23 protein-coding genes and 1 pseudogene are annotated in these 25402 nt (G+C 67.6%); 8 read left to right on the forward strand and 16 right to left on the reverse strand.

Features of this window, described 5'->3' with window-relative positions; translation table 11 throughout:
• A pseudogene (locus DS843_RS29835) lies at positions 1-131 on the forward strand (IS630 family transposase); the annotation flags it as partial.
• Between the two features lie 9 nt (positions 132-140).
• On the opposite strand, the gene DS843_RS29840 reads toward DS843_RS29835, so the two are convergent.
• From DS843_RS29840 to DS843_RS29870, 7 genes are all read right to left on the reverse strand, one after another.
• Positions 141-791, reverse strand: a complete 651-nt coding sequence (locus tag DS843_RS29840) for a hypothetical protein (RefSeq protein WP_149472446.1) — start codon at positions 789-791, stop codon at positions 141-143.
• Between the two features lie 31 nt (positions 792-822).
• Complete coding sequence (locus DS843_RS29845) at positions 823-1614, reverse strand: hypothetical protein (protein ID WP_149472447.1); 792 nt, start codon at positions 1612-1614, stop codon at positions 823-825.
• Between the two features lie 101 nt (positions 1615-1715).
• The gene (locus DS843_RS29850) at positions 1716-2291 is read right to left on the reverse strand and encodes a DUF4357 domain-containing protein (protein WP_167525532.1); all 576 of its coding nucleotides are present in this window, start codon (positions 2289-2291) and stop codon (positions 1716-1718) included.
• Between the two features lie 7 nt (positions 2292-2298).
• Entirely contained in the window at positions 2299-3741 is a 1443-nt protein-coding gene (locus DS843_RS29855; RefSeq protein WP_167525533.1) for a DUF2357 domain-containing protein, read from the reverse strand.
• Between the two features lie 190 nt (positions 3742-3931).
• Entirely contained in the window at positions 3932-6103 is a 2172-nt protein-coding gene (locus DS843_RS29860) for an AAA family ATPase (RefSeq protein ID WP_149472450.1), read from the reverse strand.
• Positions 6104-6800: 697 nt separating this feature from the next.
• Positions 6801-6974, reverse strand: coding sequence for an antitoxin Xre/MbcA/ParS toxin-binding domain-containing protein (locus DS843_RS29865; RefSeq protein WP_167525534.1), 174 nt, complete (start codon positions 6972-6974; stop codon positions 6801-6803).
• A 494-nt stretch (positions 6975-7468) separates the two neighbouring features.
• Complete coding sequence (locus DS843_RS29870) at positions 7469-7732, reverse strand: hypothetical protein (RefSeq protein WP_149472452.1); 264 nt, start codon at positions 7730-7732, stop codon at positions 7469-7471.
• 370 nt (positions 7733-8102) lie between these two features.
• Between DS843_RS29870 and DS843_RS29875 the strand changes: the two genes are divergently transcribed.
• From DS843_RS29875 to DS843_RS29895, 5 genes are all read left to right on the forward strand, one after another.
• The gene (locus DS843_RS29875; RefSeq protein WP_149472453.1) at positions 8103-9380 is read left to right on the forward strand and encodes a hypothetical protein; all 1278 of its coding nucleotides are present in this window, start codon (positions 8103-8105) and stop codon (positions 9378-9380) included.
• 528 nt (positions 9381-9908) lie between these two features.
• The gene (locus DS843_RS29880; protein ID WP_149472454.1) at positions 9909-10139 is read left to right on the forward strand and encodes a hypothetical protein; all 231 of its coding nucleotides are present in this window, start codon (positions 9909-9911) and stop codon (positions 10137-10139) included.
• A 489-nt stretch (positions 10140-10628) separates the two neighbouring features.
• Positions 10629-10994, forward strand: coding sequence for a hypothetical protein (locus DS843_RS29885; RefSeq protein WP_149472455.1), 366 nt, complete (start codon positions 10629-10631; stop codon positions 10992-10994).
• Between the two features lie 53 nt (positions 10995-11047).
• Positions 11048-11503, forward strand: a complete 456-nt coding sequence (locus DS843_RS29890) for a hypothetical protein (protein ID WP_149472456.1) — start codon at positions 11048-11050, stop codon at positions 11501-11503.
• A 64-nt stretch (positions 11504-11567) separates the two neighbouring features.
• Positions 11568-12095, forward strand: coding sequence for a hypothetical protein (locus DS843_RS29895; protein ID WP_149472457.1), 528 nt, complete (start codon positions 11568-11570; stop codon positions 12093-12095).
• A 69-nt stretch (positions 12096-12164) separates the two neighbouring features.
• Here the strand turns inward: DS843_RS29895 and DS843_RS29900 are convergent, their stop codons facing one another.
• The 5 genes from DS843_RS29900 to DS843_RS29920 all read right to left on the reverse strand — a co-directional run bounded on the left by DS843_RS29900 (position 12165) and on the right by DS843_RS29920 (position 15998).
• Entirely contained in the window at positions 12165-12602 is a 438-nt protein-coding gene (locus DS843_RS29900) for a hypothetical protein (RefSeq protein ID WP_149472458.1), read from the reverse strand.
• Between the two features lie 414 nt (positions 12603-13016).
• Positions 13017-13496 (reverse strand): DUF5615 family PIN-like protein, encoded by a 480-nt coding sequence (locus tag DS843_RS29905; RefSeq protein ID WP_149472459.1) that lies wholly within the window; start codon positions 13494-13496, stop codon positions 13017-13019.
• Positions 13493-14161, reverse strand: a complete 669-nt coding sequence (locus DS843_RS29910) for a DUF433 domain-containing protein (RefSeq protein ID WP_167525535.1) — start codon at positions 14159-14161, stop codon at positions 13493-13495. Before DS843_RS29910 ends, DS843_RS29905 begins: the two co-directional genes overlap by 4 nt.
• A gap of 127 nt (positions 14162-14288) precedes the next feature.
• Positions 14289-14855, reverse strand: coding sequence for a hypothetical protein (locus DS843_RS29915; protein WP_149472461.1), 567 nt, complete (start codon positions 14853-14855; stop codon positions 14289-14291).
• A gap of 207 nt (positions 14856-15062) precedes the next feature.
• Complete coding sequence (locus DS843_RS29920; protein ID WP_149472462.1) at positions 15063-15998, reverse strand: 3'-5' exonuclease; 936 nt, start codon at positions 15996-15998, stop codon at positions 15063-15065.
• 226 nt (positions 15999-16224) lie between these two features.
• On the opposite strand from DS843_RS29920, the gene DS843_RS29925 reads away from it, so the two are divergent.
• Complete coding sequence (locus DS843_RS29925; RefSeq protein WP_167525536.1) at positions 16225-16479, forward strand: hypothetical protein; 255 nt, start codon at positions 16225-16227, stop codon at positions 16477-16479.
• Positions 16480-16837: 358 nt separating this feature from the next.
• Here the strand turns inward: DS843_RS29925 and DS843_RS29930 are convergent, their stop codons facing one another.
• The 4 genes from DS843_RS29930 to DS843_RS29950 all read right to left on the reverse strand — a co-directional run bounded on the left by DS843_RS29930 (position 16838) and on the right by DS843_RS29950 (position 22834).
• A complete protein-coding gene (locus DS843_RS29930; protein ID WP_149472464.1) occupies positions 16838-17095 on the reverse strand; it encodes a hypothetical protein in 258 nt (85 codons plus the stop codon).
• 103 nt (positions 17096-17198) lie between these two features.
• Positions 17199-18374: a bifunctional DNA primase/polymerase gene (locus tag DS843_RS29935; protein ID WP_149472465.1), complete on the reverse strand. Its 1176-nt coding sequence runs from the start codon at positions 18372-18374 to the stop codon at positions 17199-17201.
• A gap of 1057 nt (positions 18375-19431) precedes the next feature.
• A complete protein-coding gene (locus DS843_RS29945) occupies positions 19432-21276 on the reverse strand; it encodes a MobA/MobL family protein (RefSeq protein WP_149472466.1) in 1845 nt (614 codons plus the stop codon).
• A gap of 613 nt (positions 21277-21889) precedes the next feature.
• On the reverse strand, positions 21890-22834 hold the full coding sequence (locus tag DS843_RS29950; RefSeq protein WP_149472467.1) for a transposase: 945 nt from the start codon (positions 22832-22834) through the stop codon (positions 21890-21892).
• Between the two features lie 320 nt (positions 22835-23154).
• On the opposite strand from DS843_RS29950, the gene DS843_RS29955 reads away from it, so the two are divergent.
• Positions 23155-24354 carry an IS256 family transposase gene (locus DS843_RS29955; RefSeq protein WP_149472468.1) on the forward strand — a complete coding sequence of 400 codons (1200 nt, stop codon included), beginning with the start codon at positions 23155-23157 and terminating at the stop codon, positions 24352-24354.
• The last annotated feature ends 1048 nt before the right edge of the window (positions 24355-25402 follow it).

Genomic DNA, 25402 nt, shown 5'->3' on the forward strand with positions numbered 1-25402 from the left:
TAGCCGATCTCCAGGACGCCATTGCCCGCTACATTCGCGAGCACAACAGGGCATCCAAGCCCTTCGTCTGGACCAAACCGGCCGAGAAAATCCTCGATAAACTCAGCCGTTTGCCTGCACCTTCTGAATGAGTCAGTGCACTAGCGAAGCGCAGCCTCGACCCGTGAGCGGGTGAGGGCGATCAGCTGCTGCATGGCACACGCCAGCGAGTCCGCGGTCACCGTGTCTGGAAAAACGACCTGCAGGCGTCCGCAGCCGCTTGTCCAACCGGGATCGTGCACCACCGTCTGTCCGGGCATGGCATCGCGCACCCCGGCGCACAAGGCGGGCAGGATACCCGTGACCGCGGCGGCCTTCTCCGTCTCGACATGCAACTCGACGCCCATCTGCCGGAGGGCGTGAGACAGCAGGAACTCGTAATGCACCGGAGCCGGCCAACCCGCCACGTAGATCTTGCGGTAGCGGTCCTTGCCCGGACCTTCGGTCACGCCTTCGCTGCGCAGCGGGTCGAACGCGGCAACGGCGGCACGCAGCAATGCGCGCAGGTCCTGCGGCGGCTTGGGCTGCGTAGACGCCGCATCCACGGGCACGTCCACCGGCCCACGCCGGCTGGGAACGCCCCTGCCCACTCCCAGCCGCAGCCGTGCCGCGGCAATGGCGTCCTCGATTGTGCTTCCGGACACTTGAAACAGCACGTCGTCGGCCTCCTGGACGACGGCGACGGGGCGGCCATCGACCAGCCCGCCGACGATCCGCAATGGTCCTTCTTCCACGATGATCATCCCGCTCATGGCGCGATCCTCCCTGTTCGGCAATTCGACATCATGCCTTCGGCGTCTCCGCCGTGTCGGCCAGCAGCACCGTGTGCGGGTCCACAACGTGGAACGGCGTCGTGCGTCGGAACCCACCCTGGCCCGGCGTCTTGGCGAGGCCAAAAAGACGAAGGTCGCGCAGCGTGTCGAGGACGCAGGGCCTGACCTTCTTCACCATGGCGGCGCCCGCAAAGCGGCTCGACACCCGCGCTGCGACCTCGCCGTCGATGTCCTGGGCACAGACGACTCCGCGCTCCTTCAGCAGCGCGTAGACGGCGTGGCTGCCCATAACAAGATCGCGGTAGGCACCCGAACTCACGACGGTTTCATCGGGCCGAGCCGGATAAGCATTCCCGGACGCCCGTGCCCGGACGATGTTGGGCATGACCGGGGTCATCGAGCTCTTGCGGGTGGGGTCGACCTGGTGGAAGCCTTGGGAAATTCCGTCGTCGGCGTTGCCGGAGAGCCTGGGGCGGAGCTCCCTGCCGGCCTCCAGACAAAAGACGGCCGGCAGGGGAATCCGGCGGGTTCGCGGCTGGACCTGGATGCCTCCCGACGCGACCCGCCCCGGCGGATCGGCTGCCATGGCCGCCGAGGCCGGCGCGGCGGTGGACGGAGCCGACTGGGCATGGCGATTGACCAGCCGCGCACGCGCCTTGCCGATCGCCTCTCCGACATCGTCACCCGTCGTCTGGAACAGCGTGTCGCCACCCGACAGGACCACGGCGACGGCGCGGCCATCGACCAGCCCAGCGCTGATCGTGACGTCATCCAACTCGATGGTCATCCTATGTGCCGTCATGCCCCTCATCCCGGTCGATCACCCGCCCCAGCCCCCTGCACCGGCGACGCGCCCACCTTTGGCCCCAGCGTCGTCCCGGAGCGATGGGCACGACGATGGAATCACTGCGGCTTCTCGTGACGTGACGGCGCGCCAGCGCTGGTCCTCTGCCAGTCGCGCAACGTCTCGCCGGTACCGAGAATCCTCCAGGCGGCCGGACCGCTGCAGTTTCGGTCGAGCACGACGCCGCCGGCTTGCCTCGCGCTGGAGAACCGCCATGTTTGGGCAAAAACCAGCAGTTGGGGATCGGCGGCCGGCACCAGCACGCCGCGCGCCAGAAGCTGGTCACGCAAGGGGCGATCGCGGCTGATGTCGGTGCCATAGGCGCGGGCGGTCGAGCCGACGAGCACGATGAATTCGTCCCCCTCCGGTCGGCCGCGCGCCACCGCGGCGCCGCCGCGCAGCTCGAACACCGGACCATCGGTGGCATCCGGCGCGATGCCGCTGGCGCCAACCGCCGGCGCATCGCTGCGGACGTCCACCGCCCCGGTGGGGCAAAGTCGAGCAAGCGCTGCGGCTCTCGCGGCTTCTTCGCTTGCTCCCATGCACTGGAACAGGATCTCACCGCCGAGCATGGCAATCGCCACGTGCTGGTCATCGAGAACACCCATCACAATGGTCGGTCGATCGTCGCTCACCCGTTCCTCACCTCGTTTGGCCGGCCGCCACCGACGTGCTGGCGAAGGGCACGGCCGGCTCCAGGACATTGCGGAACAGGCGGGCAGCGGTCGTCCGCAGCGCGTCCGTGCCGGGCATGGCGGTCAGCGCCGCGACACCGTCGCCGAACCACCGCTCCGGTCCTGGATACAGGATGGCCGCCATCCGCACCACGGCGTCCCCGTTCGCGTCCCGAATGGCGTCGCGGTACGCGTGCATCTTGTCGATGTCCTCTTTCTTCGGTCCGGCCGCACCGCCGTCCCCATCGGCGTCGCCGAACAGCTTGTACTTCGGATCGAGGATCAGCAGCGCGCGGCGCAGCGGCGTACGAACCTCCACGGTCACGTCCGGGATTTGACGGAAGCTAATGCTTCCCAAGTCGGCGAAGGGCGAAGGCGCAAAGTCGCGCTGCGGCGTCAGCGTCACCGTGCAACCGTCGGCGCGGCTGAGCACGACGGCAGGCCGGCCATTCGGAAGCACGTCCACCAACGGCCCCATCGGTCCGGGCGTGATCAGACGTTGGCCGGCGACGGTGAATCCCAGGTCCGCCGCAACGGCGAGAAGGACGTCAATCAGGGTGAGCGTGCCCCAGGTCTCGTACAGTGCCGGCACGTTCTCCATCGGGGCCTCGAGCGCCGGATCTCGCAGACAGGCGCGGGCGGAACGCCGAAACGCGAGGAACCCCTCCAGGGCGGCGCGGTACGCCGGCCGGCGCAGCAGGACCATGGTCAGGCGATCCGGGGCCGAGCGCAGCCGCCCGACGCCGTCGAGAAACGCCACCGCCCGGCACGCGGCGCGGAAGCGGGCGCGAAGACTGCGCAGGGTGTCGCCGGCCGCGGCCGCGAAGCTGGCCGACAGACCGGCGCAGGCCTCGAGGCGGCGCAGCCGCCCATCGACCTGGTCACGGAACTCGCGCACGAGCCGGTTCTCGTAGGTGTCGTGGGTCGGTTCGCTGCGCGCATCGACCAGCCGCTGCGGCAACCGCTCGGCCGTGAGGTTGCCCGCTCGCCCCAGAGCCGTCGGGAGCCGTCCCGGAATCGGGCGGCGGACCCGCTCTGCCGGCGTCCAGATCTCCCGGTCGGCCAAAACGACGTGCGGGTCGCGGCCGAGCCGGTTCAAGGTCTCGATCAGGCCGGGCCGCCCGGCCGTACCCTCGAGCGCTTGGCGGACTTCTTCGAACTCTTGCGCCAGCGTCGCTGGCCCGGGTGGAAGCAAGCACAGACCAGAGAACGCGCCGAGCCGGTCGAGCCCGATGGCCACCGAAGCCGGCAGGCGCGTCTCCAGGTCCTCGACCATGGTCGCCAGCGCCTCGTCCGACAGCTTTGCAGAACGGATGTGGATCACCGCCTCGGCACGCGCGGCACCGTCGTGGATCGCCACGCGCCAGCGCCCGGCGCCGGCCCGGTCCCAGGGAACGGTGACGCGCGGCACACCCGCGATCCGTTCCACCCGAACCGGGAGAGGCCGCCCATTCAGCGTGACCTGGACGTCAGCCCACCGTTCCACGGGAACGTCCGCCAGGATCAGGGTTCCCGGCTCCCACTCGCGTGGGACGGCGACCGGCAGCCCCCGGGCATCGTGAAACACCAGGAGAGGCGCGGTACCGCCCGGCGGTCCGGGATCAGAAGAAAGAGGTGAAGCCATGGGCAAGGAAGCGGTGATGCATCTGGCGGGCGCGGGTGGCGCTGAGCGGCATCGTGGGGGCACACAGGTCGACGAGGCGCTGCAATGCGTCGCCGACCCGGGCATCGTTGCCCTTGATCTTCGGCAGCACCTTCTGCAGGACCTGCTCGTCCAGCGCGTCCTGCCACGCGACGCCCAACGCCTGGGAGTGCGCGACGTACTGGTCGATCTCCGACAGGACGCGGAACGCGAAGGGGGCGACCTCGGCGACCACATCCCAGACGTCCAGCACCGCGGCGGCAAAGGGCTTACCGTCGAGTTGCGCGGCCAGCAGCTCGCGCGGGCTGTCCAGCTCGAGCATCTGCGCGCGGTCATAGATCTTGTCGGCGAAAGCGTGCGTGGTCTCGTCGACGTTGACCGTGCCGATGAACGCCAAGTTGGGCGGCAGCGCCACCCGCCGCCCGCCGGCGAGTTCGACCTCGGCCTGCCCGTTGCGGGCCCGCAGTTCCATGGCCGACAGGAAGGTGGCGAAAAAGTACTCGACGCGGGCCAGATTCATTTCGTCGAGCACGAGATGGAATGGGCGCGCCGGACGCCGGGCGGCCTGCGCGGCGGCGTACTCCTGGCCCGCCTCCTGGAGGAAGCGGGTGAACGCGGTGGCGTGGAAGGCGCGGTCGAGCGGGTTGAAGTAGCCGAGCAGATCCTCGTTGGTCGTCCAATTCGGCGCCACCGGAACCACCAGGTACCGCGCGCCGACCGCCTTGGCGTAGACGTCCGTCAACCACGTCTTGCCCGTGCCGCTCACGCCGGCCAGGATGACGAAGCCGCGGGCTTTCAGCGCGACGTGGTAGCGACGCAGGGTGCGCTCGGATAGCCGCAGCCCGGAAGCCCGAACGCGGTCGACGATCTCCGCAAACGGCAACTCCGGTAGCGTCTCACTGCGCGACTGCTCCATCGCGAGCTGGACCAGCAGCTCGCGGGGAACCTCGTGGATGTCTTTGAAGCTCCAGGAACGCTGCTCGACACGGCGGGGAAAGCCGCCGGTGTGCCAGGCGATACCGACGCGGTGACCGACTTCCGGGGCCGGCAGCCGCTGGTAGGGTTCGGTCACGACGCCGGCCGCGAGCACCTCGCCGGACGGCTCTCCCGCCACGACGACGTCGCCGGGCTGGAGCGCGCGCACCAGCCACAAGCCGGCGGCAATCTCTTGCGCGAAGCCCTCGTCCGGATTGGCATCGGCCAGGGCGGCGGCAAGGTCCCTTTGCGTGGCGGACGCCGCCAAGTCCATGGCGGGGGCCACGTCGAGACGGAGGTCGGAACCGGCCAGCCAGCCGCCGATCCCCTCCGCCGGAGGGCGGATGCGCACCACCAAACGGCGGGAGGCAGCATCGGTCGCGGCCAGAATCGCGACGAGCCCGCCGCCTGCCGGCACGGGAGGCCCGGCGTCCAGCGCCGCCGGCGCGTCGTCGCCGGCCATGGCCACCCACAGGAAGCTTTGGACGTCGATCATGTCGCGCGGCGCCCAGCCCTCCTCGGCCAGCTTCTGCCGGATGGCGGCCGCGAAGGCGCGTGCGTCCCGGTAGTCGGCGGCGCTCGGCAAGCGTCCCCAGCCGCCCAGCTTGCGCCCGCTCAGCCGCGCGCCAGCCTTATCGAACAGGTCGGTGCGCACGAAGATGTCCCGCCCAGGATCGACGAGCATCAGCAGCAGGGTGCCGACGTTGCGCAGCACCGCCGGCCTGCCACCGCCCGTCGGGAGCACGGCTTGGTAGGCGTTCGCGAAGCGCTCGAGCCGTTCCGCCGCGTCGCCCTCGCCGAGCAGCAAGTCCCGCAGGGCACTGGCGGCCAGGAGGCACTGCTCGTCGGTCAGCTTGGTCAGATGCTCCCAGGAGCGCCAGCCGACGAGGTTCTGTGGACGCCCACTCGACGGCAGCGCCTCCCTCTGCATCGCCTGATACAGCGCGGCGCACACCTCGCGCGCCTGCGCCGGGGTCGCCGCGGGGGCCATCAGCCGGGGGAGCAGCGCCACGCGCACGAGCGCCACGAGCTCGTCCTTGGAGCGGCGCTCGGCCTCGACGTACACGGCTCCGGCGTCGGCAAACGACTTGAAACCCGGCATTTGCCGGAGAAACTCGCGTTTCAGATTCTCGAATTCGGCGGCGTCGACCTGCATGATGTCTCGGAGGCGCTCGCAGCACCAATTGTGAGTAAAAGAAAGGAATCAACTCTGACGATCATGTCGGGATATGGCCGGGCAGGCAAGAGGGTTGATTCGCTACCGACGATTTCGCGGTCACCGCCGAAGCAGAATGCAGGGCGCGTTCACGTCCTCAGCCATTTTGCCCTCCCTGATTCGCCGCACGTGCGGCTCCGTTCGGCAAGGGATCGTGAACGGCGGCGCGCGGTGTCGGCTGGCCGGCTCCTGGGCTGCGACCAGCAGCCCCACGACGTCGCAGCCGGACTGGTCGGCTTGCTCCGCCGCAGGGTGACCAGCACCCTGAGCGGCTGAATCTCGAGCTCGGCAAGATCGAGGGCGGCCCAGGGCACCGTACAGGCCGGTCAGCAGCAGACTGGCGCCGGGAGCAGCGGCGCCGCCGTTGTCCGACGGGTCCCCCTGGTCCCGAGCAGTGCTGGCGAGAGGACCTTGACCACGGCCTTAGGCGGCGGATCGACGGGCACACCCCAAGCGCTGGTGGTGGGCGACGCCGTTCTCAGTCTGTGCGCCTGCTCGGCGAAGAACGGCGCGAGCTGCCGGGGCTCGGGGCTCGACGGATCGAACCGATGCTCGGCGCACCAGTCGCCGTAGCGGCATGAATCCGCGGAGCGCAGGCCTGGTTCCTGCGCGACGGAACGAGAAGGGGGCGTCGCGATCAGGCGCGGCCGCTGCGGAGTCCGGCGGGCCGCTCCGCCATGTCGAGCCACGCGCGCAGGCGGGACAGCACCGCTCCTGCGTCGGGGCCGTCGAGAAGCTCCGCCGGCCGGCGCCCGTCGAAGGGCGGTTCGGCAATCGGCGTCTCCAGCCAACGCACCACGCGCTGCAGCATGCTCCCCTCCTCAGCCCTTCGTGGGCGCGGCGGCAAGCCTAGCATCGCTGGGATTTGCCGGCCACATGCCCGTTTCACCGATTTGCGGACGGTTCGCGACCGAGGGGTGACTGCGCTGCGCGGGCGTGTCCCGCTACTGGAAGATTCCCCGGACGCCTAATGGTGGAGTCCCCACCCCGCCGGCCGGTCCGCGTGTGATGCTTGGGCGCGGCGGAGTAACCCCGGGAAAACCGGCCCTAACCGCCTGACTCGAAAGCGTTTGTCCGGCAAAACTGCAATCTCATACTTTGCCGGACAAAGCATTTTTTGTCAGTGCTTTAACCTCTAACGGCAGATCCCCTGCCCGACGGAGGTTTCCTCAGTTCCGACGACTTGCAGCGCCGCAAGCGACACACCGGCAGACCCGGGGTGGGTCACCGCAGACCACCGGCGGACGCCTACCACCTTCGCCACTCCGACCACGGACAGCACGACGCTGGCTTGGTCGTCGAGCGTCAGTCACGCTGTTGGGCGGTGATGGTCAGCGCCGCGCGCTCATGCGCGCTCAGATCGCCGTTGACCGCTCTTACGAGGACCTCCGCGGCCGCGGCCGCGCGCGCCGCGTGCCGGCTACCCTCGATCCCATCGACGAAACGACGACCGGGGGCGGCAATGGACCAGCCACATCCCCGCCAGGACCGCCAGAGCGTCAGCGTCCAACAGCCGACACGGCTGGTCTCGGTGGGAAACAGCCCGCTGTTGGTCTTGCTCCAGATCACCCTGCCCCTCCCCTCCGGCGCACAATCCACGGAACGCAGTCTCACACGAGAATATGGTCCAAGCCGCGCGACGTTCGCCGTTCCGTACGGTGCCGTGCTCGCCCCTTAGCGGTCTGACACCGCGCCGGCACATGAACGGACACTGGTGGCCACTGCGCCCGTCGATCATCTCGGCCGCCACCGTGTTGCCCAGTCCACCACCGACCACCGACGTGGCGAGAACGACAGGGGGCCGCTCCATGGCCTGGCGCAAAACAGGCCGGCTCCAGCGACGGTCGAAATGAGTGCCGTCAGAAACAGAGAGGACAGCCCCGCCGCCGCTCGCCATCTACCATCGTGATGGCTGACGACAGCGTGAGCGGAGCCCCCCATGATCTCACGGGAAGAGCTGTATCAACTGGTCTGGTCGAAGCCCATGACCAGGGTGGCCGACCAGTTCGCGGTCTCCGGCACCTATATGGCCCGGGTCTGCGCCCTGCTGAACGTCCCACGCCCCGTGCGGGGCTATTGGGCGAAGCTGGCGGTCGGGAAAGCGCCGCCGCCGGAGCCCCTCCCTGAGGCCCGGCCCGGCGATCCGCTGTCCTGGTCCACCGACGGGGAGCATCGGCCGCCACCGAAGCCGCCCCGGCCACCCGGGCGCCGGCCCGGCACCGAGGTGCGCGTTCCGAGAACCCGCATTCACGCTCTGATCCGCGGCGCCAAAGAGCATTTTGAAAACGGTCGGGCCGTGGAGGACGGCGCCTATCTCAAACCCTACAAGCGGCTTCTGGTCGACGTGACGGCGTCGAAGGCCGGCCTCGACAAGGCGCTCGGTTTCGCCAACGACCTCTTCAACGCTCTCGAGTCCGTTGGCCATCGGGTGGTGGTGGCGCCCTCGGATCAACGGTTCGGACGGGCTGCGGTCGATGAACGCGAGATCCGCAAGCCGCCCCGCGACCGCTACCATCACGGCGGCCTCTGGTCCCCCGACCGCCCGACCGTCGTCTACATCGGCAGCGTGGCGATCGGTCTCGCGATCCTCGAAATGTCGGAATCGGTTCTGCTCCGCTACGTCCATGGCACCTACATCCGGGAGGCCGACTACATCCCGCCCAGGCCGTCCCGCCACGCTGCCGACCACACCTGGACGACCACGCGTGATCTGCCCTCCGGCCGCCTTCGCCTCGTGGCCTATTCGCCGTACGGGCGCGTCGCCTGGTCCACCGACTGGCAGGAAACGACACAGGCCTCGCTCCATCCAGCCCTGCCCGCGATGGTGACGTCCATCGAAGACGCGGCCGTTCACCTCGTCGAGAGGCTGGAGGAGGCCGACCGGCGGGCGGAAATCGCCCACCGGGAGTGGCTCGCCGCCGAAGAGAAGCGCCGGAGGGCAGAAGATCGGCGCCGCGTGGAGCAGTCAGTCCGTGAGAGCCAGGAGCACCTTACCGAGATCATTCGACAATGGTCGCATGTCATGAGCGTCGAGCAGTTCCTGGCGGGGGTGGAGGCGCGTGCCGCTGATCTGCCAGAGGCCGACAGAGATCAGTTACGGGAACGCTTGAGGCTTGCCCGAGCGTTTCTGGGCACCCAGAATCCGCTGGATTTCTTTCGCTCCTGGAAAACGCCTGAAGAGCGCCATCATCCGGTTTACCCGGACGGAGGCTCCTGACCAAAGTGGGGAGGGCGCAACGAGCCGGTCGGGAGAGGCCGACCGCACCTGTGCTCCAGCGCATCTTGTCCATCCTCTCTTCAAGGCATTGCCGCGTCATAGAACAGCCTGACGGAGGCGGCCCAAAGCAGCGCTTTGCGACCCCAAACACACTTGTCTCGACGATCGTGGTCTCGCGGCCCTCGACGCCGGCGCCGGCGTCCGAGGGCAGCCCGAACCTGACGTTTCATCGACGCCTCGGCCGGCAGGCTGACCAAGATTGGGGGGCAACCGGGCGCTGATCCGGGAGATGAGTGAGGGCGAGGTCCAGGCGCTACGGGGCCGCCTCTACCCATGGCCCCGTTGCGCGAAGGAGGAGCCGGATGGCGTTCACGGACGGTGTTCTGGGCCCAGCACCGGTGGCGAAGGCCGCTGGTCATGAGGTAGCGTCGGCATCGGTCCCGATCGTCATCATCATGCACCAGGACGGCGCTGGCTGGCTGGCCCTCTCCTGTGGTACAGCAGGCCGGAACTCATGGGGTCGCCGCCATGCCAACGATGACGAACTGGACGACACGGCACGCGGTGACACGGACTTGCGGGTGCGATCTGGCGGTGGTCTGGCGGGGGCCGGAGGTGTGGGCCTGGGTCGTCACCGTTGCCGGCGAGCAGGTTCGCTCCGGAAGCGCGCGCACGATGATCGGCGCCCAGGACGCCGCGTTACGCGCCGCAAAAGCCCATGCCGACGACGGCGGCCGCGTCCAACTCCCGCTGCTCTGACCGCGCACCTCAGCGCGGAGCATGCGTGCGGACGCATGACGGCCCGATGGCGTCCGCAGGCAGACAGCATTGCCCCGACAACACCCGTCTCGACGGACATGCCGCGGCAAGGCGCGTCCGCCCCCCGACCAGGGACCAAGCCGGTGCGAACAGGAGAGGACGCGCCCGGTCGCCTGCGAGTCACAAGGGCTGCGATCCGGGCCGGTCCCCCGCTGTCTCACCGATCAGCGCTCCGACAGCAGCAAGGCCGCGCGACGCGCCGTCGACCGCGGTATCCGACCCGCCCTTGCTGGTAAGCACAGGCAGCGCGACTGGGAACAGCGCCAGGAGCACCAGGGTGGCGTTTCTGGTGGCCGTGATGTCGAGGCTGGTAGCCTTCGGCGCGAAGCGCCCCGTCTTGGCGTCACGTCGCTTTTGACATGTTATATTTGACATGTCAAAAGCGACGACGTATATGCTGCACATCAGGCACGCCCAATGGAGTCCCGCATGAACAGCACCGCGATTGTTCCGTTCGACGCCGGCCCGTTCCGTGAACTGGCGAGCTCCCCTCTGGGCGAAGGCTTGTGGTCGCTCCTCAACGGGCACGACGCCCTGATTCGGATGGAGACCGCCACGTACCTCGGGCGACCAGCGGTGGAACCGCTCAGCCCGGAGCTGCTGCAACGGTTTGGTGACGCGGTGCGCCAGGACCGCGTGAAGCAGATGATTGGCCGCATGGTCCGCCAGATCCTCGAGGCGCGCGGCTACCGGATCGACCGCCAGAATGTCCGCATCTCCATGCCGACCAACATCTTCGCCAGCGGGACCCGCTACACCGCCGCGCACGCACCAGCCACGATCACCGCCGCGTGACGGCGTACATAGGAGCCGTTCCGGCACTCGCCTGCACCATCCAACCGGAGGCCATGATGCCATTCGATGTTTCGCAGCTGCGCGATGCGCAGGCCGCACGCACCTACCTCGACAACGTCAAGCGCCTGGGCCGTGACGATCTCTATCCGGCCGCTTTTCGGCGCCTCTGCGAACTCAGCGGCCAAGCGTCCGACGATCCCCTGGTCATCGACTTCTGGCGGGCGATCGCAGCGCTGGAAGAGATTCTGCGCGACCAGCATGGCAAGGTGGTGCGGGCTTCGCGGACCCGGCAGAAGGTCGAGCGCGTCGGCGTGCGCAGGACCGTCGAGGATCTGGCCCTGAGCCGGCAGGAGTCCGACGGATTTCGCATTTTGACGGCGCATGGACTGGGCGACCTGACGGCGGAGTACCTTGTCCTCAAGCACGCCGGGCAGTTCTCGGCCGAGGCTATTGCGGCCGCGCGCGCGCGCCTGGAAGAAGCGGCAGTCGCCCTTCCGGGAGCCGGGTGATGCTGCGGCCGAACAATCCTCCCCCGCCGCGGCGGCCGGCGCGCCCACAGGAAGAGCAGAGCTGATGCACGACACGCCTGAGATCGCGGAAGGCGAGTCCGCCCATTCCCTCCATTCGACCTTGCGCGAGAGGATCGTCGAGCATGTCTTCATCGGCGACGCGCTGCGCCGGCTGTGGCAGCGCGAGGTCCGGGATGTGGAGATCCTGCGCTCCGAGTTCGACGCCGGAGGCTATGACCTGGTGATGAGCCGGGGCAGGATCGTTCGGCACATCCAGTTCAAAACCACCCTGCTGGGTGGGCGGACGACCAGCATCAAGATCAGCCTGAAGCTCATGGAGAAGCCAAGCGGCTGCGTCGTCTGGATCATCGTCGCGCCGGATCTGACGCTGAATTCCTTCCTGTGGCTCGGCGGCCAGCCGGGAGAGCCGCTGCCGGACATCGGAGGCTTGAAGGTTGTCAGGCACACCAAGGGAAACTCCGCGGGGATGAAAGCGGAGCGGTCGAACCACCGTATCGTTCCCCGCAGGCGCTTCGATCTCCTTCCCTCGCTCGACGCGGTGCTGGCTCGGCTCTTCGGTCCCTTGCCATAAGCTGGCGGATCGGGCCGGCACCCAATTTGGAAACCGCCCTCCGCCGGGTGGAATTCGACCACGGGAAGCTCAGGAAACTCGTGACAGGCGTGGTTGCTCTGGAGGAGGAACGTCGAGACGAAGCACCAACCCGCCAAGGCCCGACGCCGCGGCCCAAGCCGCCTGTTCTCCGAACGCCGTGGCGACGACCTCGCTGACCGTCGCCGTCACCCGTGCGCCCATCATCCCGTCAAGGCTCAACGGGGCAAAATCGTTGGCACTCACCACGATCGCGGTGGTGACAGATACAATTGGCGCGCTTGTGACCGGCGCCGTCAGCATCACGGTGACCAGGGCATGGACTTGGACGCCGTTGTCCCGGAGCTCGGGCTCGCCGTGCAGGAAGGCCGACACGTCGGCGATGCGCTTTCGGAGTCGCTCGTCGTCGAGGCGGGCGTGTACACCGCACGGCACGCTGGCTTCCAGGGCGACGACGTCCGTGCCGAGGACCAGCCCAAGCTCACGCACCCACTGCGCGGCCTTTCGCCGGACCCGCGCGTCGGGGGCGTCGGACGCACCGCTGACCTCGAGGCCGTCCTCGCGAGTACGACACGCGAATGGGTCCTGGGCTCGCCAAGTTTTGTGAAAGCGAAATCATGATTGCCTGCGTCATCGGATTACTGATGCGGCAAGCGAGGATCCTCTGGGTTTGGTTTGAGGGAAACCGCGTGATCCAATCCAAACCGGCGCAACCGGCGAGGGGATTCGCCGGGTTACGAAGATGGGAGCGTCAAGATGCCGGTTCCATTCACGACCGGCACGCCATTCTTTTTAGAAATGGCTCTCCGAAAAGTTGGGTTGCTTTACGCCCGTTACCGGCTCTCACGAACAGTTCAGCTCAGGTTGCCGGATCGGCTTTGAGCGTAACGGATGGTGAGGAGATCAAGCGCTTGACCGGGATCTGACATGGCTCGTGTGTCCGACATCCCGGGCGTATGGACCATCCATGGGGATCGGATACCGTTCCACCAGCAACTCGTCGTCCTCCCAACGTTCGAGGCTGACCTCGAGCGCGGCGTTGATCAGGTCGGCGTCCGCAGCGAGCTCGTCGAGAACCGCTTCGAACAGTTCAATTTGCAGGTCGAGATCCATCCCCACAGGACCGTTCAGACACACGAGGCCGCCATGCAATTCCAGCGTCGCATGCTGGCCACCGCTGCCCCGGTCGGTCCTGGGGCCGCGGAAATCGACAGAGTTCTTGGTGACAAACGTGTAGCCGCCGCTGTCGATGAGGTCCTTGAGGTTCCAATCCTTCCAATCGCCCTTGCCGAGCCAGCGAATGTGGGTCGCCTCGAGGTGCCCGCGCTCCCGAGCCAAATGGGCGAGTTCCTCGCTGAGGCAGTTGTCCACCAGCAGCTTCACGCGGCACCCCGAAGGCGAGTGACACGCTTCGCCGTCACCGTGCCTGGGTCTGCGGGGCCGATCGCCTTCTTGGGGCGCCCCATGGGAGGGTTGGCTTTCGCCCACAGGCGCGCCAATTCGACATCGCGTGCCGTCAGGTCGGAATAGGCTCGAAGGATGCGCTCCATAGGCAGCCCCTTCTCGGCCGAGGCGGCCACATCGTAGACCGGGATCCTGGTGCCGCGGATGATCGGCGTGCCGGACAGGATCTCCGGATCCCGCACGACCAGCGCCCTCGACTCGGCCAGCGCGTTCAGGCTCTCGGCGACGCGTCTGAACACATCGACCATGTCGACCTTGATCGGGCCAATGGTCACCCCGAGGTCACTGGGGTCCGTCCAGCGGAGCCAAGCGTCGCTGTCGGCCAACGCCGCATGGTACCTCGACAGGAGTTCCTGGATCGCGGTCCGGCGCGCGCCAGGGGTCAGAACATCGGCCACTTGGCTGTCGAAGGCCACGAAGGCGGCGGCAGAGGGGCGGAACCACCGCTTGCCGTCGCGAGCGTAGAGTTCGGCCGGCAAGATGCTTTCCTCGATCAGATGGCTAACGTACCGAGTGGATACCGAGGCTACGGCGGCAACCTCGGTGGAAGTCAGGGTGTCGCCCTCTGCCAGCATCACGCCCATCGCTCCCTCCTCGTAAAAGTGCTCCGAGATTACGGAAGACATAATGGTGGCAGAGCCCCCTTGCAAGGGCAATGATGGTCGGCTTCCCCGGTGATACGGGGCTTGGCGCATGATGGCGCGGCTGGGTTCAGCAACCGAACCTTTCGATCAGACCATCGAAGGCGGCAGGACGTGCAGCAACCTTGTTTTCCGAAGAGCCTTGGAAATCAGGGTCAGCCGATGAGTTGAGGTGCGTCCCCGAAAGCAAAACCGGTGCGGCCACACGCCAATTTTCATACCCGAACACACCACCGGTTTCTATGACACTGTACACCTTACTCAGGGTAACCATGTCAAACGCAACGCCAAAATAAAACGCACTCTCCGCGTCGTCCCATGTCGGGTCAACCACAGTGCCTTCGTCCGTCACGCACCAGGCGTGCTCGACGGGAACGTTGAACTCCGGCACAAGGGCGATGCCTTCGGCATAGCGGTATTCCCGCGGATGGTGGGTGGCCAACCGGAACGCGTTCTGATAGCACGCCTGCGCCGCACCGGGCTGGATGTTGCGGGGCCGTGCTCCCTCCGCCCAGATGCGGCCATGTGCCATCAAGAAGGCAGCCGCTGACATCAGCGGGACGTCCTGCGGACGCCGCTGAGGTCGGGTCGGCAGAAGGGCGCGGAGATACTGAACAACGACGGTTTCGGGGTCCACGGCTGCACTCCAGGGATCGTCTTGGCAGCCATTGTACGACGGGCAGGACACTCTTTCGCTGTCAGCATGCTGAAATTCTGCTGACGAACGGCGAAGTGTGGCTGGTGGGCGGTGGGCGCCACCGTAGGGAGGAGCGGGAACGCGCGGGCGTGCCGAAGCCGACCGGCGTGGCCCAGACGGCCAGGCCGCCGACCGCGATCTCAGGCGTCAGCGTGCAAAGGCGCGATCGCTGTAGCGGCTGTACGCGTCGAGGGACACCGCTTGGCCGAGGCAGCCGATCGTGTCGCGCAGCCACGCCAGCTCGTCCGGCGCGTCCTCGGGGCGGCAGTCGCGGTACCAGTCCTTCCTCTGGCGGCCCTCCCCCGGCGACCAACCGTAACCGCGCGCCTTCAGGGCGTCCTTGGCATCAAAGGCGCTGTTGACCGCCCAGACCCGGGCCACGGGGCGCCGCGCGCCATCCAACAGCATCGCCAGGGTGCCATGCCCCGAGAGCGGCAACGGGTTGGCGAGCACGTGCAGCAGGGCCAGGCAGTCGTCCTGCGCCCGGTGGGCCTCGAAGTAGAAGCCGTAGCACATGGCGAGGAAGGCCAGCTTGCTCGAGCCGACCCCTTGCTCGGCCCAGTCGATCCCCTGGTGCGTGCACGCCCACGGCTTCGCCGCGAGGCGCGGGTCGATGCGCTCGAGCCGGCAGCGATCGAACGTGGCGTTGTGGGCGATCACGATGTCGGCGCGCTCGACCCAGCGCCCGAGTTCGGCGCGGTCGAAGGACTGCCCGCGCACCATGGCGTCGGTGATGCCGGTGAGACGGCGGATCGGCTCGGGGATGGGGCACCCGGGATCTTCCAGCCAGCTCTGCGCCGACAGGATCCGGTAGACGGTTCCCGTTGCCGGGTCGTACTCGAACGCCGCCATGCCGATCTCGATCACCGGGTCGGCGACGGCCAAGCCGAGGGTCTCGCAGTCGAGAACCAGCCCGAGCCGCTTCGTGCGCTCGTCCGGCACGGTGCAGTGTTCCGGCCGCACGTACTTGTGCAACACGCGATAGAGCCCCGTCGCCTCCAGCCGAACGGCCGCCGCCTCGGCGTCGAAACCACCGTCGGAAGCCTCGAGAAGCTCCGGCTCCGCATCGGCCGTCTGGATCATTACCTCTCCCTCAGGCTGTGTCACGTCGACGAATTCGCCAAAGCCGTGAATGACGATCACGCGGGGAGGCGACGGCGGTCAAGGAGAAACGCCACGGGCGGGGCGCATCGCGGATTGGCCCCCTCAGGTTTTGCGCGTTTCAGAGGCACCATAATGCGTTCCGAGGCCCCCCGGCCTCAGGCAGCGGCAGGGGCGTCTGCGCAAAGGCTTCAAGAACGTGGAGGCCGTGCTGCTGGCCGACGTCGGCGCCGGTGATCCGGCCGTGCTGTGCGCGGCGCTGCTGCACGACACCCTTGAGGACACGCAGACGACGCTGGTGGAACGGCGCGAGCGGTTCGGGGAGGAGGTGGCCGGCCCGGCGGACTGGCCCCTGGCGCGCAAGCGCGAGTACTTCGAGTGGGCTAAGGCCGTGGCCAACAGGATGCGGGGCACCCTGCCAGTCCACCCCAACCGGCACGGCACGTGGGGACCGACCCGATGATCGGGCGCTACGCGGAGGTAACGGTCCGCCGCTGCACCGCCTGGCAACAGCTGTGGCTGCGCTATTTCGTCGAGTACGCGTCCCCGGTCCGGGCGCTGCGCTGGGCCGAGAGCCGGTCGACACGGCCACCGCGGACGCGCTCGGCCCGGCGGAGGCCACCGCGTGCATCGATCGGGCACCCTGGCACACCCGGGGCGGCTCCTATTGGAAGGCGGAGCGCATGGAGGTGAAGGAACGCTGCGTTAGGAGGTGTAGCCGGGAGCCGGGGTTCCCCGACGAGCCATCATTGCCCGCGCCAGGGACCGTCCAGGCTTGGCGCGCACGGTCCATCCTGGCCGCTCCCGACGTTTCCGAGAAATCACCCGATGGCGCCGCCGGCAGTCGCGTCGGGGACGCGAGCACGCCCCGACACGCGGGCGGAACCCGGCTCCCGCCAGGACAGCGAGGTGTGCTCGGCGGTGGCGCCGTCACCTCGGACCGCGAACGGCGCCCTCACCGTTGCGCTGCCCTCGATGTCCGGCGGCGCCACCGCGGCGCGGCTGCGGATCCGCCGCGTGGTGGATCGATCCGCTGGCTCCTGGTCCGTCCGCCCCGGCAGCCGGTCAGCCGCACACATCACCTCTCCCCCCTCCCCTCCCACTAGACCCTGTCTGTGGCTTCCAAATGTCTACGCCCAGCCCTCCCCGGAGAGGGAGGAGAGGGAGGAGAGGGAGTGTCTTTTATATGGTGTCGAGTTTCTGCACCCTTGCCGGAAGCGTTCCGACAAAACGGAACAAACGGGCATCGCCGGGAGCATCGCCGCCCTCGTGGACGATCTCCAACAGATCGAGCTTCATCAGAGTCCCCAAGGCGTTGCGGTAGCGCTGGGGACCCCACCCGGCAATCTTCATAGGCGCGGCCGGTGCGGCGGCGAGCGTTTTCGGCGGCACGGCGAAGGTGTCGTGCTGCCAATGGACCAAGCGCAACTTCATGAGGAGCAGCATCGCATCGGAGCCGTGCGGATCCTGGGCGATGGCCTCGACCTCCCTCGCCGACGCCATCACCCGCGGTTCTTGGCCGACCCAGTTCCGGCCCTCCTCCTGAACGCGCCACGCGCTGGCGACGGTCTTCTCGACTTCAGCCGCCGTGAACGGATTCGACCCACCCGTCTGGAAATGCTCAGCGACGATGCCCCGCATACTCCGGAGCAGCGCGTCCTCGGAGCTCGCCCGCGGAGCCTCGCGGAGCGCGAGCTTGAACAAGGTGGTGTTGCGGTGTCCATCCTTCACGGTGCGCACAGGCACCGCCTCAGCAACCGCGCCCGACCTGGGCGGAGGATGGTGGGCACTCGGACGGCGCGCGTCGATCCGCAGCCCGTCTGCTCGCATCGGGGGCAGGCGCTCCAAGTCGTCCCAAGAGCCGCGAATGAAGCGGTAGGGCTTGCCGGCGTGAGGACCTTCCGGTCGAACGGAGGGCGGCACCACGATGACGCTACCACCGCGACCCTTGATGTCGACCGCGACGCCTTCCGTCAGCCTCAGGTTGCTGCTCGCCTCCCCAGAATGCCGGTACCAGAGATGGGCGCCACCGCTCGGCGTACCGGTGATCAGCGGCGTGTCGCCGAAGCGGCGCAACATCGGCTCCACGAGGGCCGGATCGTCCGGATCGACGATGGTCACGTTGGACAGGCTCGTGATGATCCCGATGTTCGCGGTCGGCCACTTCGTGATCATCTTTTCGACCCATGCAATGGGAGGCCGCCTCGGCCACTCCCCGTGCCCTTTCACCGCACCCTGCACCGACTTGCCGTTGTCGCTGGGACAGGGGACCACCGCCAATCCCAGCCGATACAACGCCAGAGCAGCCTGACCGAACGGCCCCAGGTCCGGCGTCTCGGCCCACGCAAGATCACGCATCGAGTTCGCCCCCGAACACCGGGCAACGCGTCTGGAGACGATCCTTCCCGCGCGGACGGCGGCGCAGGACAGACGGCGACCGCAGACCGGCGACACCGGCGCACTGGGGCGCGGCGGACGGGATCGCCGTCTGCGCGGGGAGCGAGCAGGACATTCCGGACATGAAAGGAGGCTCCTCGGCGACGAATGCCTCCGATATGGTCCGATTTGACTCGGTGAAGTCTGGAGCGGCAACGTTTCTCCCAGGGCACGAGGTTACCCGGCGCCGAGGCCTTCGCTTGTCGTTGGCGCGCACCGCTCGACGGAGCATGCGACGCCGCGACGGTTCGCCACGGAGACCTCCGCCCGCCGGCGATGGCGCCCTACCCTGCTCATCCATACCGGCGTAGCGCCGCACCCGGCGTGGACCGGCCAGGGCCCTGCACCGGTGATGGTCGGCGGCAGCCTTGATCCGCCAAGCGTGGGCATTGCGTTCGCACCGCGATTCCCGTGGACGATCAATGCTTTCTCGCCGTTCAAGAGCGCGCGATGAGTTCCCGATCGGACCGGGAGCGGTCGATGACCCGGGGCGCGCAGCCCGTCCCCAAGGCGCCGGCTGACGATCCACATCCAGAGGATCGCCGCGTTCCGCGATGGCTTGCCGTCCGGCGTGTCGCAGCGCCGCACCGAGGGCAAGGGATTTCCCCTTTGCACGGCTGATGCGGCGACGCGAACGGCGATTGGCCGTTTGAAGTCGACGATCTGATGGAGGAACGCCACGCCGATGGCCAACGCGTGGCTTGCGCTGCGTCGGTGTGAAAGCGCAACACCGGTCCGAGGACCTGCTCCCGACGGCCGAGCGGCTCATCGACCTTCGCTCTCTGAAAGCCTACACGAGGCGTCGACATCGCGCAGCCCGAACGACGGTCCCGCTCGGTTGGTCGATGTCCCCTCGCGGCACGAAGCCGGTATCCGCCGTGTGCTCGGCAACCGCACTTTCCACTCGGCTGTAGCGATCGCCACAAGACGTTGCCGGCGCGTCCTCGGCGTCTCCACCGCCGGATCGGGCGAACGAGCCTCAGCGGGAATGCCCGCGTTCCCGCTCCTTCGCCCGCTCCCGTTGCCGCTGTTCATACTCGCCCTGCGGGTTGGGGAAGTAGGGCTGATAAGCGCCGGCGTTCGCTGGCGGCGGGTCGATGATCGCGAGGACTTCGCCACGCGTCAGCGGCCGGCCGTCCGGCGTGAGCTGATAGAGTTTGACGATCTCGGGGACGCCGGGCATGCCGGACTTTGTGTTCCGCATCCGGATCGCCTCGGCGCGGGCGTGCTCGGCGTCCTGGTGGACGGGCGCGATCTTCTGACCAAAGTCGGCCGGGAGGACGTAGCCGCCGGCGCCGTTGTTGGTCGGCTTCTCCACCTTGATCGGGAGGAGCGCCTTGAGTTTGGCGGCGAGGTTCTTCCAGTGGACCTCGACAAGAGCAATTGCCATCAGCGCGACGTGGACGGTGCGGGTGATGATGTTCTCCGCCGCTTTGCGCTCCTTCTCACGTGCGGCCTGCTCGTCGGCCAAGCGTTGAGCCATCGCGACCAAGGCTCGGTCGGCCTCCCCCTTCGCCTTCTCGACCGCTTGCTTCTCGGCGATCAGCCGGTGCAGGCGCTCAGCCTCGAGCTTCCGCTCCGCCTCGCGCCGGTCGCGCTCTTCGTTGACCTGGGCCTCGGTCTCCCGGAGGGTCCTGAGCCATCCTTGGACCTGACGAGCCATTTCGGCCCGAGCCTCCTCCTCCTCATGGCGCCGACGCTCAGCTTCTTCCGCCCTGCGACGATCTTCGCGGGCCTGACGCTCGGCTTCCTCCTTCGCCTTGGCGGCGAAGGCCGCGCGGCTCCGTTCCTCGTTGGCTTCTCGCTCGCAGTCATTGGCGTCGCGCTCGGCCTCCTTGGCCCGTTTGGCAGAGGCGAGCGCCTCCCGCTCCGCTTGCTGGCGTGCCTCGACGGCCGCCGCCGCCACGCGGTCGGCGAGCACGGCGCGGGCGAGCGCATCGTCGGCGCGGAGGTTGGCTTGGCGAGCGTCCTCGATCAGCATTGGGACAACCCGCGCGGCTTCGGCCCTCATCGCCTGGGCTTCTTCAATGAGGCCATTGAGCTCCGTGATCTTGGCGTTGTAATCCGGGCGCGTGAGCTCGCCCTCGCGGGCGGGGATCACCTTCCCCCGTTCCTTCATCTTGCGCGACGAACCCTCATGGACCTGTGGCTTCTTGTCGATCCCAAGACGCTCATAGCTCATCGTCTCGACTCGAACGAGACAACCGACTCTCTCAAGGTATGCGTTGGCAGCATCGCGGTAGATGTTCCGCATCCGCTCCATCGTACCGCGTTCGGAAAACTGGCAGACGAACTTGCGGCGCGCCCGCTCCTTGCCGCCGTTCGCGCGTAACGCGGCGCGCTTCTTTGCCATATGCTCCGATTCCAGACGATCCATGACGAGGACATGGCAGTGGGGATTGTCCGGCGTGTCGCGGTGGATGCCGCCGACGAAAACCGCGCGCCCCTTCCCTACAGCCTCAGCCCAGGCGTAAACGTATTCGCGCTGTTGCTCTTCGCTCAAATCGCGAGGGATGGCGAATTTGAAGTACTCGGCCCACCCCTTTCGATCTTTGCGAGGGTCCTTGTCGGCCGGATCGTCCGCGGTGAACTCATAGGCTATGGCTCCCTCCATCCGCGCGAGCAGCGAGGCGCGGTCCCATTCGCCAGGATCATCGACGCCAACTCCCATCGCGATGAAGTCCTTGGTGCTGAAGACGGCGTCACGACGGGTTGCATATTCCAGCTTCTCGAAGACGGCGGTGTAGGTGTTGAGGTCGCGCTCGCCTTTCGCCTTGTTCGGGCGGTACCGGTTGAAGCTCAGCCACACAGTCTTTGGTTTCATGCTCTCGCTCCTGTTCCGTTACAGATCGCTCCAAGAGCGATAAGAGCAGCGCTTGCGCCGCGTCCCGGAGCAAAGGCGGTGGGCTTATCGCTCGAAGTGCGCCCTGTCACACCAGCCTCTCAGGGATACGGGTAAGCATTTTCGCAATTGGGTAAGTCTGCAACGGGCGGGCCGCAGATGGTCGCTCCCAGCGGCGGATCGGATAGAAAGGGAGAAGCTCGGGACAGGCCCGCACCGAGAGCAGCCCTGGGTTCACGCTCCGGGAGCCCCAGCAGCGCCGGAGCAACGCGCCGCTTCGCTCCGCCCAGCCGCCCGTCCGATCCCGGCGGCGCCACGGGGCGCACGACGTGGCTGCCGCAGTCCCTGTGGCGGCGCGGCGAGTGCGACCTGAGCGGCTTGAGTCCGGAATCGCAGCTGCCGGAGCGGGTCACGTCCCTGAGCGTGGTGTAGCAACCGTGTTCAGCGAGGAAAGTTCGTGAACCGGGCGTGCTCCGCGTCAAGGCTCGCGCTGGCGCGCGCCCGCCCTTTGGGCGGCGGCGGCCTTGCCCCGTCCGCGCTCCCGGTTCGTTTGGTTTGGCATGCGGTCGGCGATGAGCGCCGACCGTCGGCACTCTCAGGCGGGGTTGGCCTCCCACGTTGCGCCTTTGGCCAGCATGGCGTTGAGACGGACGACCAGTTTGCGTGCGCAGGCGGTCAAGGCGAGTTTGGATGGCTTTTTGCGCTCAATCAGGCTGTTGTAGAAATCTGCGATAACGCCTTTTGTGTTGGTGGCGGCGGAAAGCGCCGCCAGATAGAGGGCGCGCCGAACATCGGCACGCCCACCGGCGATATGGCGGTGTCCCCGCATCTTTCCGCTATCGTGATCGAAGGGCGCAACACCGACGAGGGCGGCAATCTTTCGACCAGACGTCCTCCCCAATTCAGGCAACAGGGCGGCTAGAGTTGCCGCCGTCACGGGACCCACCCCTGGCGCGGTCTGGAGGGTCTGGATCGTCTGTGAGAGGACCGGCTGAGCTTTGGCCGCTTGGCAAATGGCCGCGTCCAATGCATCAACCTCGCGAGCCAGATATTCGACGGCACGGGACAGCACCTCCTGTGCCGCCACCGGGGCATGGGCGATGCTCTTGTTCAGATCGGCCCGCTTGTCGACGAGTAGGCGGCGCGCCTTGACCAGGCCGGCCAACTCCTCGCGAACGGGATCATCGAGGAGCGAGGGAACAGTCGTCTGGCTGGCGGTAAACTCAGCGATCACCGCGGCGTCAAGGCTATCGTTCTTGGCCCGCCGCCCCTTCGCTTTAGCGAAAAAGCGTACCCGCGCCGGATCGAAAATCCGGACCTCGATACCAGCCATCCGCAGGGCATCACGGATCGGCCGCTCATAGCCGCCGCTGGCTTCCAGGCCGGCCACGGTTACCCTTCGTTCAATGAACCATGCCACCACCTCCTGGTACCCTTGGGAAGAATTAACCACCCGGAGCGGAGCCGCGCCAGGAAAGACGTCAATGTCCAGAAAGTCCTTGCCGCAATCGATGCCGGCCACCCGTGTTTGTTCAGACATCCTCGTGATCCTTCCTTGTGATGCGAGTTCAGGCTCACGCAACCGTTCGGACTTCAAGGAAGGTTGGTCGCCCTCAAGCTACACCACGGCTTTCCGGCCAAGGAGCTGGCGGGGTCGGCCAACCTGGGCGGTTGGTCGTCGCCAGCCGCCCAGGTCTCAATATGGAACCGCGCGACACACAAGGAGCTGTGGGGAACCGGCCCGCCGAAGCGCCCCCCAGAGCTGGCATAGGCGGGCCGGTTGTCCACAGCGGGGCGGTCATCGTGGGTCTTCGGTAGAGTCTGGTCACCACACCTCAACCCGACCGAAGGGTGACCACGATGACCGCCGAGATGATGGCGCTTCGCGCGCTGCTGGAGAAGAGCCCTGATGCCGACGTGCTGCGCGAGATGATCGGCTTCGCGGCCGAGCGGCTGATGGAGCTGGAGGTGCAAGGCCTGACCGGCGCCGCCCACGGTGAGCGCTCCGCCGAGCGGCTGGTTCAGCGCAACGGCTACCGCGAGCGTGATTGGGAGACCCGCGCCGGCACCGTCGAGCTGCGCATCCCCAAGCTGCGCAAGGGCAGCTACTTCCCCGGCTTCCTAGAGCCGCGCCGCATGGCCGAGAAGGCGCTGACCGCCGTGATCCAGGAAGCCTACGTCCACGGGATCTCGACGCGCTCGGTGGATGATCTGGTGAAGGCGCTCGGCATGAGCGGCATCTCCAAGAGCCAGGTCAGCCGGCTGTGCGAGGAGATCGACGAGCGGGTGAAGACCTTCCTGGAGCGTCCCATCGAAGGCGATTGGCCGTACCTGTGGATCGACGCCACCTACGTGAAGGTTCGCCAGAACGGGCGCATCGTCTCGGTCGCCGTGACCATCGCGGTGGCTGTGAACACCGACGGCCGGCGCGAGGTGCTGGGCATGGACATCGGCGCCTCGGAAGCCGAAACCTTCTGGATCGAGTTCCTGCGCAAGCTCAAGCGCCGCGGCTTGGCCGGGGTGAAGCTGGTGATCTCCGACGCCCACGAAGGCATCAAGGCGGCGGTGTCCAAGGTGTTCCGCGCCACGTGGCAGCGCTGTCGGGTGCACTTCATGCGCAACGCCCTGGCGCATGCCGGGCGGAGCGGCCGGCGCGTGGTGTCGGCCTTCATCGCCACCGCGTTCGCCCAGGATGACGCCGGCGCCGCCAAGGCGCAGTGGCGCCAGGTGGCCGATCAGGTCCGCCCCAAGCTGCCCAAGTTGGCCGCCCTGCTCGACGAGGCCGAGGAGGACGTGCTGGCCTTCATGACCTTTCCCAAGGAGCATCGGGCCAAGATCCACAGCACGAACCCGCTGGAGCGGCTGAACGGCGAGATCAAGCGGCGCACCGAGGTGGTGGGTATCTTCCCCAACGAGGCGGCGATCACTCGGCTGATCGGCGCCATCCTGCTCGAACAGAACGATGAATGGGCGGTCCAGCGGGCGCGCTACATGACCCTGGAAACCATCGCCCCCTTGCGCGATGATCTCGCCCTCACGTTGCCCGCTACGGCCGCGTGACTGTCCCGGCCAGACCTGCCGGAGACCAGATGAGCGCCCAGGCTCCTACACCACGCCTCGGGACACGACCCCGGAGCGCGTCTCCGCCGCGCGCCTGACCCCGCCCGAGTGGCTCGACGCCCAGCCCCCGCGTTGGCGGTCCGTCGAAGCGGCCGGGGCGTCGCGGAACCTGCCGACGCTCAACCGTTCCGCCGCCAAGCAGCCTGTCGTCAGCTCCATCGGCATCTGATCCCCGCCCTCCCCTTTCGGGACCCGGAGCACCGGCATCGCCGGTGCGGGACCGGAGAGAGGACTACCACCAACAGGACCACAATGCCTCCGGCCGTCACCACGGCCGGGGGGTTCAGTCCTTCCAGCCTGGTCGACAGGTGCCTCCGAGGGGCCTTGCGCCTCGTCTTGGAGGAAGGGCGGCATGCCTGCGTAGACCTGGGATTCGGACACTGAACGACGGCTGCGACTGGTCTGGGCCAGACCGTCGCTGCTCCGGCACGACGCCGGGTTGGTGGACTCAGCGCCACCGATCTCGCTGCGCGCCGCCGTCGCCGGTTCAGCGTCGGCGTGGGAGCGGCTCGTGGGCGAGCTGCTCACCGATGCCCGTCGCCGACCGCCGAGCGTGCCGTGGGCTGAGCTTCTGGAACACGCCATAGCATGGGAGCGGTGCGACCGCAGGTCCTCGCCGGTCCGCACAGCGGAGCCCGAGGAGCTACCCTGGTCGGACGGACCGACGCTGTGATCCGGAGTGACGGGCGGATGGTCGTCGTGCGGGGTGGTCTTCGTCGGTAGGGCTGGCGACGGTGCCGCCAACGCCAGCCGCCGGAGTCATTCGGTTTCGCGCTCGCGCTGGCGGTGGCGCATCTCGGCCAGCTGCGCGGCGGACCGCTGCTCCGACCGCAGCATCGCCGCTAGTGCACTGACTCATTCACAGCCCGTTTCGAAAGTCGCACTGACGGGGTGAGGGTCTGACGTAACGGCTGTTGGCAGGGAACACACACCCTGCCGGAGGCCGCTGATGTGGACGCCCGAGGACCGCCGGCTGGTTGGCGATTAC

This window comes from Roseomonas genomospecies 6, assembly GCF_008365375.1.
Taxonomy (GTDB): domain Bacteria; phylum Pseudomonadota; class Alphaproteobacteria; order Azospirillales; family Azospirillaceae; genus Azospirillum.